Source organism: Leucobacter rhizosphaerae (assembly GCF_022919175.1).
In the GTDB taxonomy this organism is placed as follows: Bacteria; Actinomycetota; Actinomycetes; order Actinomycetales; family Microbacteriaceae; genus Leucobacter; species Leucobacter rhizosphaerae.
In genome coordinates this window covers 2,102,763-2,115,603 of sequence record NZ_CP095043.1, presented here as the reverse complement: position 1 = coordinate 2,115,603, position 12,841 = coordinate 2,102,763, and the positions used below count along the sequence as shown (strand labels likewise).

Below are 12,841 nucleotides of genomic sequence, written 5' to 3'. Positions count from 1 at the left end.
GCCGCACCCGCATAGCGAATCACCGCCGAGACCACTGGAGTCACCCATGAGCGAGATGACCTTCCCCCTCCCCGATGTCGGCGAGGGACTGACCGAGGCCGAGATCGTCACCTGGCACGTCGCCGCGGGAGACACCGTCGCGCTGAACCAGGTGATCTGCGAGATCGAGACGGCGAAGTCGCTCGTCGAGCTGCCGTCGCCCTTCACGGGTGTCGTAGCCGAGGTGCTCGTCGAGGTGGGGCAGACCGTTCCCGTCGGCGACCCGATCCTGCGGGTGACCGTCGAGGGTGGTGACGATGTCGCCGCCGCGACCGCTCCCGAGCCCGCGAGCGATCCGGTGGCCGACGAGACGCGCGACGCCGTGGCCGATGCGGCTGCCAGCGTTGAGCACGAGGAGTCGGGTGGAGCGGTGCTCGTCGGGTACGGCACCGCGGGCTCGGCGCAGTCGCGCCGCCGGCGCGGCGGGGAGCCGCTGCTGGCGGGCGGGGCGGGATCCGGCGCCGCCGCGATCCCCGTCGCCGAGGCGTCCCCGATCATCGCGAAGCCCCCGATCCGGAAGCTCGCGAAGGATCTCGGCGTCGACCTCTCCACGGTGTCCGGGAGCGGGATCGCGGGAGAGATCCTCCGCGACGACGTCGTGCGGCAGGCGTCGCAGGCGAGCGTGTTCCGCAACATCGTCACCCCGGAGGCGTCGGAGGCCCGCGAGGAGCGGATCCCGCTGAAGGGCGTGCGCAAGATGACCGCCCAGGCGATGGTCACGAGCTCCAACGAGGCGCCGCACGTCAGCGTCTTCACCGACGTCGATGCGACCCGCACGATGGAGTTCGTGAAGCGGCTGAAGAGCTCCACCGACTTCGCGGGCACGAAGGTGTCGCCCCTGCTGATCTTCGCGAAGGCGATGCTGTGGGCGATCCGGCGCAACCCCGAGATCAACTCCACGTTCACCGAGACCGAGATCATCCGGCGCAACTTCGTGAACCTCGGGATCGCCGCGGCGACCCCGCGCGGCCTCATCGTGCCGAACATCAAGGACGCTCAGGAGCTCAGCCTGCTCGATCTTGCGAAGGCGATCGAGCAGCTCACGATCACGGCGCGGGACGGCCGTACGCAGCCCGCGCAGATGCAGAACGGCACCATCACGATCACGAACATCGGCGTCTTCGGCATGGACTTCGGCACCCCGATCCTGAACCCGGGCGAGTGCGCGATCATGGCGATGGGCACGATCAAGGAGAAGCCGTGGGTCGTCGACGGTGAGGTGCGACCGCGCATGGTGACCACCGTGGGCGGGTCGTTCGATCACCGGATCGTGGACGGCGACGTGATCTCGCGCTTCGTCGCCGACGTCGCGTCGGTGCTCGAAGAGCCGGCGCTCCTGCTCGACTGACCTCCGGGCGGAGCGACGCATGAGCGACGGCAGCACGCCGGGTACCCCCGGACCTCCCGGAGATTCCGGCACCCCCGGACACCCGGGGGAGTGGCAGGTGACCCGGCAGGCGGAGTGGAAGAGCCGGGCCTCGACCTCGCTGGTGTCGATCCCGTACGTCGCCCTCGTGGTGTTCTGGATCGGGTTCCTGATCTTCTCGAACAGCTGGGCCGGGTTGACCTGGCTCACCGTGATGTGGATCGCCTGTCTGCTGCTGGTGCCGATGAGCATCGTCGGCGGGGTGTGGGGGCTCCGCGCGGGATCCCGGGCCACGCTGGTCTGGGGGCTCATCGCCGCGGTGCTGTGCCTGCCGGGGTTCGTGCTGGCCTTCCCGGTGCTGGGGAGCATCCTCAGCCTGTGGTGGCGGTAGGGCCCCACTACCTCCGTCAAAGTGACAGAAACGTTCACTTTCGCGTCGCCTGGATGAGGTTGACTCGGCCGAATAGAGTGGATGCTTCAGTTTTGACACGCCCGCACGCGGTGGTTAAAGTGATGTAATCGCTCAGAAACACTCTCGTAACTGCGCGCTTTAATCTGATTCGGAGGCGGTCGACGTGGACCTTCAATTGCTCGTAGCCCTGCTCGGCGGGGTGGCGACGGTCATTCTCATCATTCTGCTCACCCGCCTCGACGCCTTCCCGGCACTGCTGCTCGGCGCGATCGTCACGGGTGTCATCGCGGGCGTTGCGCCGCTCGAACTCGTCGACATGATGACCGCGGGTTTCGGCAACACCCTCGCGAGCATCGGCATCGTGATCGGTCTCGGGGTGTCGCTCGGCAAACTGCTGGAGGTGACGGGCGGCGCCGACGCGCTCGCCAGATCCTTCATCAAGCTCTTCGGCAAGGGGCGCGAGCGTGTTGCGATGACCGCCACCGGAGCCGTCGTCTCGATCCCGGTGTTCTGCGACAGCGGCTACGTCATGCTGCACCCCCTCGCCCGTTCGCTCGCCCGCAAGGCGCAGCAGCCGGTCGTCGGGCTCTCGCTCGCCCTCGCCGGTGGTCTCGTGCTGAGCCACACGCTCGTGCCGCCGACCCCCGGCCCGCTGGCCGTCGCGGGCCTCCTCGGCGTGGACCTCGGCGTCATGTTCCTCGTGGGCATCCCGTTCATCCTCGTGCTGATCCCCGTCGTGCTGACCTACGCCCGCATCATGGGCAAGCGCCTCGAGCCGTTCCGCGATCACACCATGTTCGCCGATGAGGAGGCGGAGGCCGACACGCGCCCCGTCATCAGCGCCGGTCGCGCGGCGATCCCGCTGCTCGTGCCGATCCTGCTCATCATCGGCAACACTGTGACGAAGGCGCTCATCCCGGACTCCCCGGTGCAGGCCATCGCCGGCTTCCTCGGCGCACCCGCCATCGCGCTCCTCATCGGCCTCATCATCGGCGCCTACCTGTTGCCGCAGCGCCGCACCGACCGCAAGACCGTGGTCGGCTGGCTCGGACAGGCGGCGGCCTCGGGCGGCCTCATCATCTTCATCACCGGTGCCGGTGGCGCCTTTGCGAACGTGCTCACGCAGTCCGGGGTCGGCAAGAACCTGGCCGACGGCGTCGGGATGCTCCCGCTGCCGCTCTTCCTCATCCCCTTCGTGATCGCGAGTGTGCTCCGCATCGCCCAGGGCTCCGGCACCGTCGCGATGATCACCGCGGCAACGCTCGCCGTGCCGCTCGTGCAGGACGGCGGCCTGAACCCAGTGCTCGCTGCCATGGCAGCGGCCTGCGGCGCCTTCGTGCTCTCGCAGTTCAACGACTCGTTCTTCTGGGTGGTCACGAAGTTCGCGGGCCTCTCCGGCGTGAACGCCATGAAAGCATGGAGCGGTATGACCACCACCATCTGGGCGGCGACGATCCCGCTCCTCTTCATCCTCTGGGCGATCGTCGGGTAGTGGCGCACATGACCTCCTTCTCCAATCCGGTACTGGTGATCGCCGATGACCTGACCGGCGCGAACGCCGCGGGCGCCCGGTTCGCGCGAGCGGGCCTCCGCTCCGCGACCGTGACCTGGAGCGGTCTCACCGGTGGCCTGCCGGGGTTCGACGCGCTCATCGTGACGACGGACAGCCGGCACCTGCCGCACGAGGAAGCCGCGGAACGGGTCGCCACGGCGATCCGGCGGAGCCCGGGCAGCGCGCTCGTGGTCAAGCGCATCGACACGACCCTCCGGGGCAACATCGGCGCCGAGCTCGAGGCGGCGCTGACCGCCGTACGTGCGGCGCACCCCGGGGATCGGGTCCGCGCGCTGCTCGTCCCGGCGTTCCCCACTTCGGGGCGGACGACCGTCGACGGCGTGCAACTCCTCAACGGCAAGCCGCTCGAGCGCACGGAGTTGCGCGACGACGTGCACAACCCGATGACCACCTCGGTGGTCGCGGAGATCGTCGGGCAGCAGTCGGCGCTCACGACGCGTCACCTCTCGTTGCGCCACGTCGTCGGTGAGCAACTGGCCGACCAGCTCGCGGCGGGCGACGAGGATCTGCTCATCTGCGATGCCACCGACGATCACCACATCGAGGCGATCGCGGCCGCCGCTGCGGCGGTGTCGGAGCAGACCGGCATCCGCTGGGTGACCGTCGATCCGGGCCCCTTCGGTGCGCTGCTCGCGCAGGCAGCCGGACTCGGCAGCGCGCGCGCCGAGGAGCCGCCGCTCGTCGCGCTGCTCGGGAGCGTGACGGAGCTGTCGATCGCGCAGGCCGACTACCTCGCGCGGAGCGAGCTCGTCACCGTCGTCGAGGTCGATGCGCTGGAACTCGCGGGGGAACGTGCGGGCTCGGAAGCACCCGCGGATCCCGTCGCGGCGCTGAGCGAGCGGATCGAAGGCGCGCTGACGTCGGTCGCGTTCCCTCAGCAGGTGCTGGTGCGCGTGCAGCCGCCCGCGACGGGCGGGTACCTCTCCGCAGCGGGCCGGGAGCGGCTCCCGGAGCTGCTCGCCGAGGTGCTGCTGCGCGCTGTCGAGCGCGTGCCCGTCTCCGGCCTGTACAGCAGCGGGGGCGACATCACCGCCGCGATCCTCGACATCGCACAGATCCAGGCCTTCGAGGTCGTCGGCGAGGTGATCCCGCTCGCCGTCTACGGCCGGGTGATCGGCGGCGCGCTCGACGGACTCCCCGTGGTCACGAAGGGCGGGCTCATCGGGACCGAGGTCACCGCCGAGGCCTGCATGAACCAGCTGCGCGCGCTGGCGGAGAGCCGCTTCGAGACCCCTGCCTGACGTCCGCCGGACGCCACGCCCCCACCAGACGACGCAGCCCGACGCCAACCGGGCCCCACGAACACCCGCACGAATGGAGCACACCTTGACCCGACACATCCTCGCCCTCACCGTGGGAGACCCCGCGGGCATCGGACCCGAGATCACCGTGCAGACGGTGCTGCAGGAGGCGGGACCCGACGGGCCGGCACGTGCCGTCGTCGTGGGCGACGCGGTCGCGATCCGCGCGGCGCTCGACGTGCTCGGGCGCGAGGCCGAGGTGCGGATCGTCGACACCTGGGAGGATCTCCCCGCCGAGGCTGCCGGCGTCATCGACGTCTTCGACACGGGCGTGCTGGGTGACGAGCCGGTCGAGTGGGGCGTCGTCTCCGCGCGTGCCGGTGCCGCCGCGGTGCGCGCCATCGAGGTCGCCACGGCCGCGGCGCTCGCCGGGCAGGTCGCGGGGATCGTCACGGCGCCGATCCACAAGGAGGCGGTGTGGGCGACGGGCAGCACGCACCTCGGCCACACCGAGATGCTCGCCGAGCTCGCGAACGCCGAGCGCTCCAACACGATGTTCGTGGCGCGTGGCAAGAAGATCTTCTTCGCGACGCGGCACGTGTCGCTGCGCGGCGCGCTCGAGAAGATCAGTGTCGACCTCGAGGTGACCGCCATCGACGAGGCGATCCGCGCGCTCCGCGTCTACGGCACCGACGAGCCGCGTCTCGCGGTCGCCGCGATCAACCCGCACGGCGGCGAGAACGGCAAGTTCGGCACCGAGGAGATCGACTTCATCCGGCCCGCCGTCGAGATCATGCGGGAGCGCGGGCACAACGTCGTCGGCCCGATCCCCGCCGACTCGGTCTTCCACCAGCTCTTCACCGATCGCTACGACGGCGTGCTCTCCCAGTTCCACGATCAGGGCCACATTCCGGCGAAGACGATCGACTTCAACGGCACCATCTCGGTGACGGTGGGGCTGCCGATCCTGCGCACCTCGGTCGATCACGGCACGGCCTTCGACATCGCGGGTCAGGCGATCGCCGATCCCGGGACGATGCGCTCGGCGTACCTCGCCGGAGCGGAGTTCGCGCCGTTCGCGGACCGGATCCGGGCCGACTTCGAGCGCGAGGCCGCCGCCGGGAGCTGACCGACCCGGGGTCCGATACGCTGGGGGCGTTGCGGGGTGGCCCGCTCCGGGAAGGCGGAACGCGATGGCCGGCGAATCTGCGCGCCGAGGCGAGTACCAGCACACGGTCCAGCGCCGCGAGCGGCTCCTCGGGCTGCTCGATGAGCGTGGCGGCGTGAGCGTGCAGGATCTGGCGCGCGAACTCGACGTCTCGGTCGCCACCGTCCGCCGCGATCTCGCGCACCTCGAAGGCACTCACCGGGTCGCGCGCACGTACGGCGGCGCGATCGATACCGGCCGCCTGGACCGTTCCTGGCGGGAGAAGTCGACGGAGCATCTCGGCGAGAAGCGGGACCTCGCGCGCTGGGCGGCGGACCGGGTGCAGCCCGGGTCGACGGTGATGCTGGACTCGGGCACCACGGTCGCGGAGCTCGCGGCGCTGCTCGGCGAGCGGGAGGACCTGCTGCTCGTGACCAACGGGCTGAGCTCGATCCTCGAGCTCGCGGATGCGCGGGCCGAGGTGCTCGTGCTCGGCGGGCGGCTCCGGCGTCCGAGCGAGTCCATCGTGGGGCTGCTGACCCTCCAGGCGCTCGAGCGGGTGACCGCGGACATCGGGTACCTGGGCGCCGAGGCGGTGGATCCGGTGCGCGGCATCAACTGCCCCGAGATCGATCAGGCCGCGGTCAAGGAGCTCATGTCGCGGAACGCGCGGGAGACCTGGCTGCTCGTGCACTCGAGCAAGTTCGACCGCGAACCGCCCTTCTCGCACTGGGCGCCCATGGGGCCGGGGTGCGGACTCGTGACGGATCGCGGTGCGAGCGAGGAGCGCATCTCGGCGTTCCGCGACGCGGGGTGGCGGGTCGAGACCGTCTGAGGCGATCCCGGATCGCGGGGAACGGGAACAGCGAGCAAGGAGGCTCTCATGGAACTGCACGGGACCGCGGCGGTCGTGACGGGCGCCGCCTCCGGACTCGGGGCCGCCGTCGTGGCGGCGCTGGTGGATCGCGGCGCGCACGTGCTCGGGATCGACCTCTCGGACGCCGTGGACGCGGTGCGGGATCCGCGGGCCGGGGTGACCACCGTCGCCGCGGATGTGACCTCTGCCGACGACGTCGCCGACGCACTCGCCGCGCTCGACCCCGAACGGCCGCTCCGCACGGTGGTGAACTGCGCCGGCATCGCTCCGGCTCGGCGCATCCTGTCGTCGCGCGGTGTCCACGACCTCGAGCTCTTCCGGAGGGTCGTCGACGTCAATCTCACGGGCACCTTCAACGTGCTGCGGCTCGTGAGCGAGGTCATGGCAGAGACCGCGCCCGTCGACCACGACGGGCAGCGCGGGGTGATCGTCAACACCGCCTCGATCGCGGCGTTCGAGGGCCAGATCGGTCAGGCGGCCTACGCCGCGTCGAAGGGCGGCATCGTGGCGCTGACGCTCGCCGCGGCCCGCGATCTCGCGCGCGCGGGGATCCGGGTGAACACGATCGCGCCGGGGATCGTGAACACCCCGCTGCTCGCGTCACTCGGCCCCGAGGTCGCCGGCACGCTCGGGGCCGAGGTGCCGTTCCCCGCGCGCGCGGCGACCCCCGAGGAGTTCGCCCGTCTCGTGCTCATGATCGCGGAGCACGACTATCTGAACGGTGAGACGATCCGCATGGACGGCGCCCTGCGGCTCGGGCCGTGACCGCTACGCGCTGCGCGCGCCGCTGTGGTGCGGGGGTTCGCTGAAGAGCTCGTGCTCGGTGTGCTGGAGCAGGTTCTCGACGAGCAGCGAGACGTGCTCCCCGCACAGGCGGTACTTGATCGAGGTGCCCTCGCGCCGGGCGACGACCAGGCGACCGCCCTTCAGCTTCGCGAGGTGCTGCGAGATCGCCGGTACCGGGCGGTCGAGGGCCTGCGCGATCTCCCCGACGGAGAGCTCGTGGCCGGGCAGCAGGACCGAGATGATCCCGAGCCGCGACCGGTCGGAGAGGAGCTGCAGCACCGTCGCCGCGTGGTCGAGCTCCGCCTCGGTGGGTTGGCGAACCGCCGGGGTTTCACTGGGGCGTCCCATGGATCCGCTCCTTGTCTGCGCTTGAGAGATCGGTGGTCGAGAGATCGGTGGTCGAGAGGTCGGTGGTCGTGGGGTCGGTGGTCGGGTCGGGTGCGATCGGCGCGGGATCGCGCCACAGGCGGGCCGCCACGATGAGCGCCAGCGCGGCGAAGCCGGAGAGCATCAGGGTCATGGGACCGAAGCCCCAGATCGTGGCTCCCCAACCAGCCACAGGATAGCTGATCAACCACCAGCCGTGGGCGAGGGAGAACTGGGCGGCGAACACGTGCGGCAGATCCGCGTCCTCCACGGAGTCGCGGACCACCCGTCCCATGGGGGCGAGCACCGCGGAGTTTCCGAGACCCGCGACGAACCAGATCGTCGAGAGCCACACGTAGATCTGCGACTCCGGAGCCCAGGCCAGCGCGGGCCAGACGCCCGACATCGCCGCGGACATGACCAGCAGGCCGCTGAGCATGTAGGGCCGCGGACCGATGCGGGTGACGATCGGTGTCATGATGGCCGCGGACACGATGGATCCGAGCCCGAACGCGACCAGCACCCCGGCGGCCTGCGCCTCGCTGCCCCCGAGCCCGCCGCGGACCAGCGGCACCGTGAGCACCATGGCGATCGCCCCGACGGCCGCGAGGGCGAGGTGCAGCGTCAGCGTCCCGCGGAGGGCGGGCACCGTCAGCATCAGCCGCGTGCCGCGAAGGATCTCGGTGCGGGTTCTGGCGCGCACCGGTTCCGAGGGCTTCGGCAGTACGACCGAGAGGATCAGCATCGCCGAACCGAGGAATCCGACACCGGTGCCGAAGAACAGCGCCGACGAGGGCGCGATGACCAGGATGAACCCGGCGATCGAGGGAGAGGCCAGCGCCTCGAGATCGTAGGCGAGTCGACTCAGGGCCAATGCGCCCGTGTATTGCTTTCGATCGGTGACGACGGTCGGGATCGCGGCCTGGAATGTCGGGGTGAAGAGTGCCGACGCCGACTGCAGGACGAAGATCAGCGCATATGCCGCTGCGATGCTGTCGATGAACGGGAGGGTGACCGCGACCGCAGCGCGTGCGATGTCCGTGGTGACGAGCAAGCGTTTCGCACCGAACTTTTGCGCGATCACTGGGGCGAACGGCCCGAGGAGCAGATACGTGAGCATCTTGATCGCGAGCAGGGTGCCCATGGTCGCCGCGGCGTTGTCGCCGGAGATGTCGAACACGAGGAAGCCGATGGCGAGGGTGGAGAGGCCCGTTCCGAGCAGCGCCACCACGTGCGCGGCGAAGAGGCGGCGGAAGATGCGGTGGCGGAGTGCGATGAACATACTTGATTATTTGCGCAATTGCGCAAATAATCAAGTATGAGTCTTCACGACGTCTCGGGTTCCCTCTCTGGGCCCGGTCCCCTCGGATCCGCCGCGCGCCGCAGTGATAGCCTGCACCCGATGAGTACTGACACGGTGGGGTCGTCCGACGGGGCGACAGCGGATGACGCGCGCGTCGCTGCGGGCCGCCCGCTTCCGGTGCTCGCGCTCACCCGCACCAGTGCCGCCGAGCAGGTGGCCGACCGACTGACCACGCTCATTCTCGAGGGCCAACTGCGAGCGGGGGATCGGCTGCGCGAGAGCGCGCTCTCCCAGCGCCTCGGGATCTCGCGGAACTCCGTGCGCGAGGGCATCCGGCTGCTCGAGCAGGGCCGCCTCGTGCGCTACGAGATGCACCGCGGCGCGGTGGTCGCGACCCCCACGGTGGAGGAGCTGGACGACCTGTACCGCACCCGGATCCACCTCGAGACCCTGGCGGCGGCCACACCCGCGACGCCGGAGCACATCGAGGCGCTCGAGCGCGCGTTCGAGCGCCTCGCCGCGGCCGCGCGCACGCGGCAGGCGCGGGAGATCGTCGCGGCCGACATGGCATTCCACGCCGAGCTCGTCGCCCGCCTGGGGAGCGCCCGGATCTCGCGGTTCTTCGAGTCGATCGCCACGGAGATGGGGTACTACCTGCTGATCCTCTCGCACGTGGACGAGGAGCCGGAGCACGTGGACGAGGCGGTCCTCGATCACCATCGCGCGCTCACGGACCTGCTGCGGTCCGGGGACACCGCCCGTGCGCAGGAGGCGGTCCGGGCGCACCTGACGCAGAACCACGCGCGGATCCGCGACATCCTCGAGCGGGATCTCGCCGGGCCGTCGGCGCCGTGAGAGCCGTGCCGCACATGCGCCGCGGTGACCGTGTCGCCGTGCTGGCGCGGACGTGACGGGGGCGGTGCGGATCCCACGATCCGCACCGCCCCCGTCATCACTCCGCGTGGCTACCGCGCGCGCCGCGCCAGGTTGTAGAAGCGGATCTCCTGGTACTCCTCGAGTCCCTCGCCGCTGCCCTCGCGCCCGAGGCCCGAGGCCTTGGTGCCGCCGAACGGGGCGGCGACGTTCGACACGAGGCCCTGGTTGATGCCGACCATGCCGGCGTCGAGCTGATCCGCGACGTCGAACGCGCGATCGACGTTCTCCGAGAAGACGTAGCTGGCGAGTCCGAACGGCGTGCTGTTCGCGCGCTCGATCGCCTCGGCCTCGTCGTCGAACCGCGCGATCGAGGCGATGGGACCGAAGATCTCGGTCTGCGCGATCTCGGACGACTCCGGCACCCGATCGAGCACGGTCGCCTCGAAGAAGTGGCCCGCACCGTCGGCCGCGCTGCCCCCGAGCCGCAGCTCGGCTCCGTGGGCGACCGCGTCCTCGACGAGGCGCGTGAAGCAGTTGACCGCACGATCGTCGATGACCGGCCCGAGGGTGACCCCCTCGGCGAGCCCGTTGCCGAGCACGGCGGCCCGCATCCGCTCGGTGAAGCCCTCGACGAACGCGTCCGCGATGCCGCTCTGCACGAGGATCCGGTTGGCGGCCACGCAGGACTGCCCGCCGTTGCGGAGCTTCGCGATGACCGCGCCCTCGACCGCGCGCTCGAGATCGGCGTCGTCGAAGACCAGCAGAGGGGCGTTGCCGCCGAGCTCCATCGAGCTCTTCACGACGTGTTCAGCGGCCTGCGCGAGCAGCACGCTGCCGACGCCGGTGGAGCCGGTGAAGGAGACCTTGCGAATGCGCTCGTCCGACATCAGCGCGCGGCTGAAGCCCGAGGCGTCCTTCGTGGTGACGACCTGGATCAGTTCCTCGGGCACGCCGGCCTCGACGAAGATCTCCGCGACGACCAGGGTCGTGAGCGGGGTGAGCGCCGCCGGCTTCACCACGGCACCGCAGCCGACCGCGATCGCGGGGGCGATCTTGCGGGTCGCCATCGCCATCGGGAAGTTCCAAGGGGTGATGAGCAGGGTGGTGCCGATCGGGGCACGGGTCGTGAGGATCGTCGATCCGCCGACCGGGTTCTCGCGGTAGTTGCCCGACGGGCGCAGCGCCTCCTCGGCGTACCAGCGCACGTAGTCCGCGGCGTACTGCACCTCCCCGTACGCCTCGGCGAGCGGCTTGCCCATCTCGCGGGTGATGACGAGCGCCAGCCGATCCTTCTGCTCGATCAGTAGGCCGTAGGCGCGGTGCAGCACATCGGAGCGGTGTCGTGCGGTGGTCCGTGCCCAGGCCTTGCCCGCCCGGTCCGCGCGATCGAGCGCGGTGAGCGCGTCGGCGATCGAGTGGTTCGGCGGACTCGCGATGAGCTGCTCCGTCGCCGGGTCGTTCACGGGGAAGGTGTCGGTTGTGTCCAGGCCGAGGCGGTCCAGCACCACACTCGCGAGTGCGGCGTCGGAGCGCTCGAGGAGGGACGGGTCAATGGTTCGGAGGGTCATCGGGCTACCGCCAATTCGGGGGTCGAGGAGGATGCTGCAACGGTGTCGAGCGACGAGACCGCGGCGGCGACGAAGCCGCGCAGTTCGTCATCGGTGGTGGTGAACGGGGGGCTGAGCTGGATCACGTTGCCGCGCAGCGGTCGGGCGATCCACCCCTGCGCGACCATGTCGTCGGTGACGGCCTCGGCCGAGAACTCGGGGCGCAGCTGAATGCCGCCGAGCAGACCGGCGACGCGGGTCTCCGCGATGCGGTCGTCCGAGGACAGCGCGGCGAGCTCGGCGGTGAGCACGGTCTCAAGCTCCTGCACCCGACCCAGCAGACCCTCGCGCTCGATGATCTCGAGGTTCTTCAGGGCGAGGGCGGCCGACGTCGCGTGGCCCGAGTACGTCGTGCCGTGCCGGTACATCGGTGCGCCCGTCTCGTAGAACGGCGCCCACACCTCGGGGGCGACGATGATGCCGCCGACCGCGGAGTAGCCCGAGGAGATGCCCTTGGCCATCGTCACGATGTGCGGGTGGAGCTGATAGCGATCCGCCGCGAACCAGTGGCCGGTGCGGCCGAAGCCGGTGATGACCTCGTCGAGGATGAGCAGGATGTCGTGCTCGTCGGCGATCTGCTGCAGCCCCTCCAGGTAGCCCGGTGCTGGCGGAATGACACCCCCGGTGCCCTGGATCGGCTCCGCGATGAGTGCGGCGATCCGATGCGGACCGATCTCGGCGACGGTCTGGCGCACCTTCTCGATGTCGTACGTGTCGAAGCGCGCCGTCTCGGGCACGAGGGAGTCGGTGCCGTAGCCCTCGCGGTTGAAGTCGAGGCCGGCGACGCTCGTGCCGTAGGCGTGCAGGCCGTGGTAGGCGAGATCCCGGCTCAGGATCATGGTCTTCTCCGAGCGGCCGCGCAGCTGCCAGTATCGGCGAGCGAGCTTCAGGGCCACGTCGATGGAGTCGGACCCACCGCTGTTGAGAATGATCTTGGGCTCCGCGATGGGGGAGATGCTCGCGATCTTCTCGGCCAGTTCGACCGCACGGTCGTTCAGGAAGCGACCGAAGACGTGGTAAGTCTCCAGGGTCCGCATCTGCTCGGCGGCGACCTCGGCCATCTCCGCGCGCCCGTGCCCGATGTTCGTGTGCCACAGGCCGGCGGTGCCGTCGAAGAGGCGGCGCCCGTCGTCCGTGAAGATGTAGTTGCCCTCGCCCCGGGTGATCACGAGCTGATTCCCGATGACGGAGGGCATATGGGCCTGCGCGCTCCAAAGCGCGGGGCCGGGTGTTGCGAAAGCGTTCACG

General features: G+C 70.2%; 12 protein-coding genes. 8 read left to right on the top strand and 4 right to left on the bottom strand.

The features are described 5' to 3' along the window. Window positions 1–46 precede the first annotated feature (46 nt). From MUN76_RS09710 to MUN76_RS09680, 7 genes are all read left to right on the top strand, one after another. The gene (locus tag MUN76_RS09710; protein ID WP_244684287.1) at window positions 47–1,387 is read left to right on the top strand and encodes a dihydrolipoamide acetyltransferase family protein; all 1,341 of its coding nucleotides are present in this window, start codon (window positions 47–49) and stop codon (window positions 1,385–1,387) included. A gap of 19 nt (window positions 1,388–1,406) precedes the next feature. Beyond that, window positions 1,407–1,796: a hypothetical protein gene (locus tag MUN76_RS09705; protein WP_244684285.1), complete on the top strand. Its 390-nt coding sequence runs from the start codon at window positions 1,407–1,409 to the stop codon at window positions 1,794–1,796. 184 nt (window positions 1,797–1,980) lie between these two features. Beyond that, window positions 1,981–3,309: a GntP family permease gene (locus MUN76_RS09700; protein ID WP_244684283.1), complete on the top strand. Its 1,329-nt coding sequence runs from the start codon at window positions 1,981–1,983 to the stop codon at window positions 3,307–3,309. An 8-nt stretch (window positions 3,310–3,317) separates the two neighbouring features. After that, window positions 3,318–4,631: a four-carbon acid sugar kinase family protein gene (locus tag MUN76_RS09695; protein WP_244684281.1), complete on the top strand. Its 1,314-nt coding sequence runs from the start codon at window positions 3,318–3,320 to the stop codon at window positions 4,629–4,631. A gap of 85 nt (window positions 4,632–4,716) precedes the next feature. Next, window positions 4,717–5,760, top strand: coding sequence for a 4-hydroxythreonine-4-phosphate dehydrogenase PdxA (gene pdxA, locus MUN76_RS09690; RefSeq protein WP_244684279.1), 1,044 nt, complete (start codon window positions 4,717–4,719; stop codon window positions 5,758–5,760). Window positions 5,761–5,824: 64 nt separating this feature from the next. After that, complete coding sequence (locus tag MUN76_RS09685) at window positions 5,825–6,613, top strand: DeoR/GlpR family DNA-binding transcription regulator (RefSeq protein ID WP_244684277.1); 789 nt, start codon at window positions 5,825–5,827, stop codon at window positions 6,611–6,613. Between the two features lie 48 nt (window positions 6,614–6,661). Then, on the top strand, window positions 6,662–7,420 hold the full coding sequence (locus MUN76_RS09680) for an SDR family NAD(P)-dependent oxidoreductase (RefSeq protein ID WP_244684275.1): 759 nt from the start codon (window positions 6,662–6,664) through the stop codon (window positions 7,418–7,420). 3 nt (window positions 7,421–7,423) lie between these two features. On the opposite strand, the gene MUN76_RS09675 is transcribed toward MUN76_RS09680, so the two are convergent. Together MUN76_RS09675 and MUN76_RS09670 are read right to left on the bottom strand one after the other, a co-directional pair. Continuing rightward, window positions 7,424–7,789 carry an ArsR/SmtB family transcription factor gene (locus MUN76_RS09675; RefSeq protein ID WP_244684274.1) on the bottom strand — a complete coding sequence of 122 codons (366 nt, stop codon included), beginning with the start codon at window positions 7,787–7,789 and terminating at the stop codon, window positions 7,424–7,426. Continuing rightward, on the bottom strand, window positions 7,773–9,089 hold the full coding sequence (locus tag MUN76_RS09670; protein WP_244684272.1) for an MFS transporter: 1,317 nt from the start codon (window positions 9,087–9,089) through the stop codon (window positions 7,773–7,775). Before MUN76_RS09670 ends, MUN76_RS09675 begins: the two co-directional genes overlap by 17 nt. Window positions 9,090–9,209: 120 nt before the next feature. Here MUN76_RS09670 and MUN76_RS09665 point away from each other — a divergent pair, with 120 nt between their 5' ends. After that, a complete protein-coding gene (locus MUN76_RS09665) occupies window positions 9,210–9,965 on the top strand; it encodes a GntR family transcriptional regulator (protein WP_244684271.1) in 756 nt (251 codons plus the stop codon). 110 nt (window positions 9,966–10,075) lie between these two features. Here MUN76_RS09665 and MUN76_RS09660 read toward each other — a convergent pair whose 3' ends face one another. Both MUN76_RS09660 and MUN76_RS09655 read right to left on the bottom strand, forming a co-directional pair. Then, on the bottom strand, window positions 10,076–11,554 hold the full coding sequence (locus tag MUN76_RS09660) for an NAD-dependent succinate-semialdehyde dehydrogenase (protein WP_244684269.1): 1,479 nt from the start codon (window positions 11,552–11,554) through the stop codon (window positions 10,076–10,078). Continuing rightward, complete coding sequence (locus tag MUN76_RS09655; RefSeq protein WP_244684267.1) at window positions 11,551–12,840, bottom strand: aminotransferase family protein; 1,290 nt, start codon at window positions 12,838–12,840, stop codon at window positions 11,551–11,553. The genes MUN76_RS09660 and MUN76_RS09655 overlap by 4 nt, the downstream gene beginning before the upstream one ends. Window position 12,841: the final 1 nt, after the last annotated feature.

What these genes read in the sequence shown, in the direction of transcription:
- MUN76_RS09660 (WP_244684269.1), bottom strand. Translation starts at nt 11,554, where the DNA reads ATGACCCTCCGAACCATTGACCCGTCCCTCCTCGAGCGCTCCGACGCC.
- MUN76_RS09685 (WP_244684277.1), top strand. Translation starts at nt 5,825, where the DNA reads ATGGCCGGCGAATCTGCGCGCCGAGGCGAGTACCAGCACACGGTCCAG.
- MUN76_RS09680 (WP_244684275.1), top strand. Translation starts at nt 6,662, where the DNA reads ATGGAACTGCACGGGACCGCGGCGGTCGTGACGGGCGCCGCCTCCGGA.
- MUN76_RS09705 (WP_244684285.1), top strand. Translation starts at nt 1,407, where the DNA reads ATGAGCGACGGCAGCACGCCGGGTACCCCCGGACCTCCCGGAGATTCC.
- MUN76_RS09695 (WP_244684281.1), top strand. Translation starts at nt 3,318, where the DNA reads ATGACCTCCTTCTCCAATCCGGTACTGGTGATCGCCGATGACCTGACC.
- MUN76_RS09675 (WP_244684274.1), bottom strand. Translation starts at nt 7,789, where the DNA reads ATGGGACGCCCCAGTGAAACCCCGGCGGTTCGCCAACCCACCGAGGCG.
- MUN76_RS09670 (WP_244684272.1), bottom strand. Translation starts at nt 9,089, where the DNA reads ATGTTCATCGCACTCCGCCACCGCATCTTCCGCCGCCTCTTCGCCGCG.
- MUN76_RS09665 (WP_244684271.1), top strand. Translation starts at nt 9,210, where the DNA reads ATGAGTACTGACACGGTGGGGTCGTCCGACGGGGCGACAGCGGATGAC.
- MUN76_RS09710 (WP_244684287.1), top strand. Translation starts at nt 47, where the DNA reads ATGAGCGAGATGACCTTCCCCCTCCCCGATGTCGGCGAGGGACTGACC.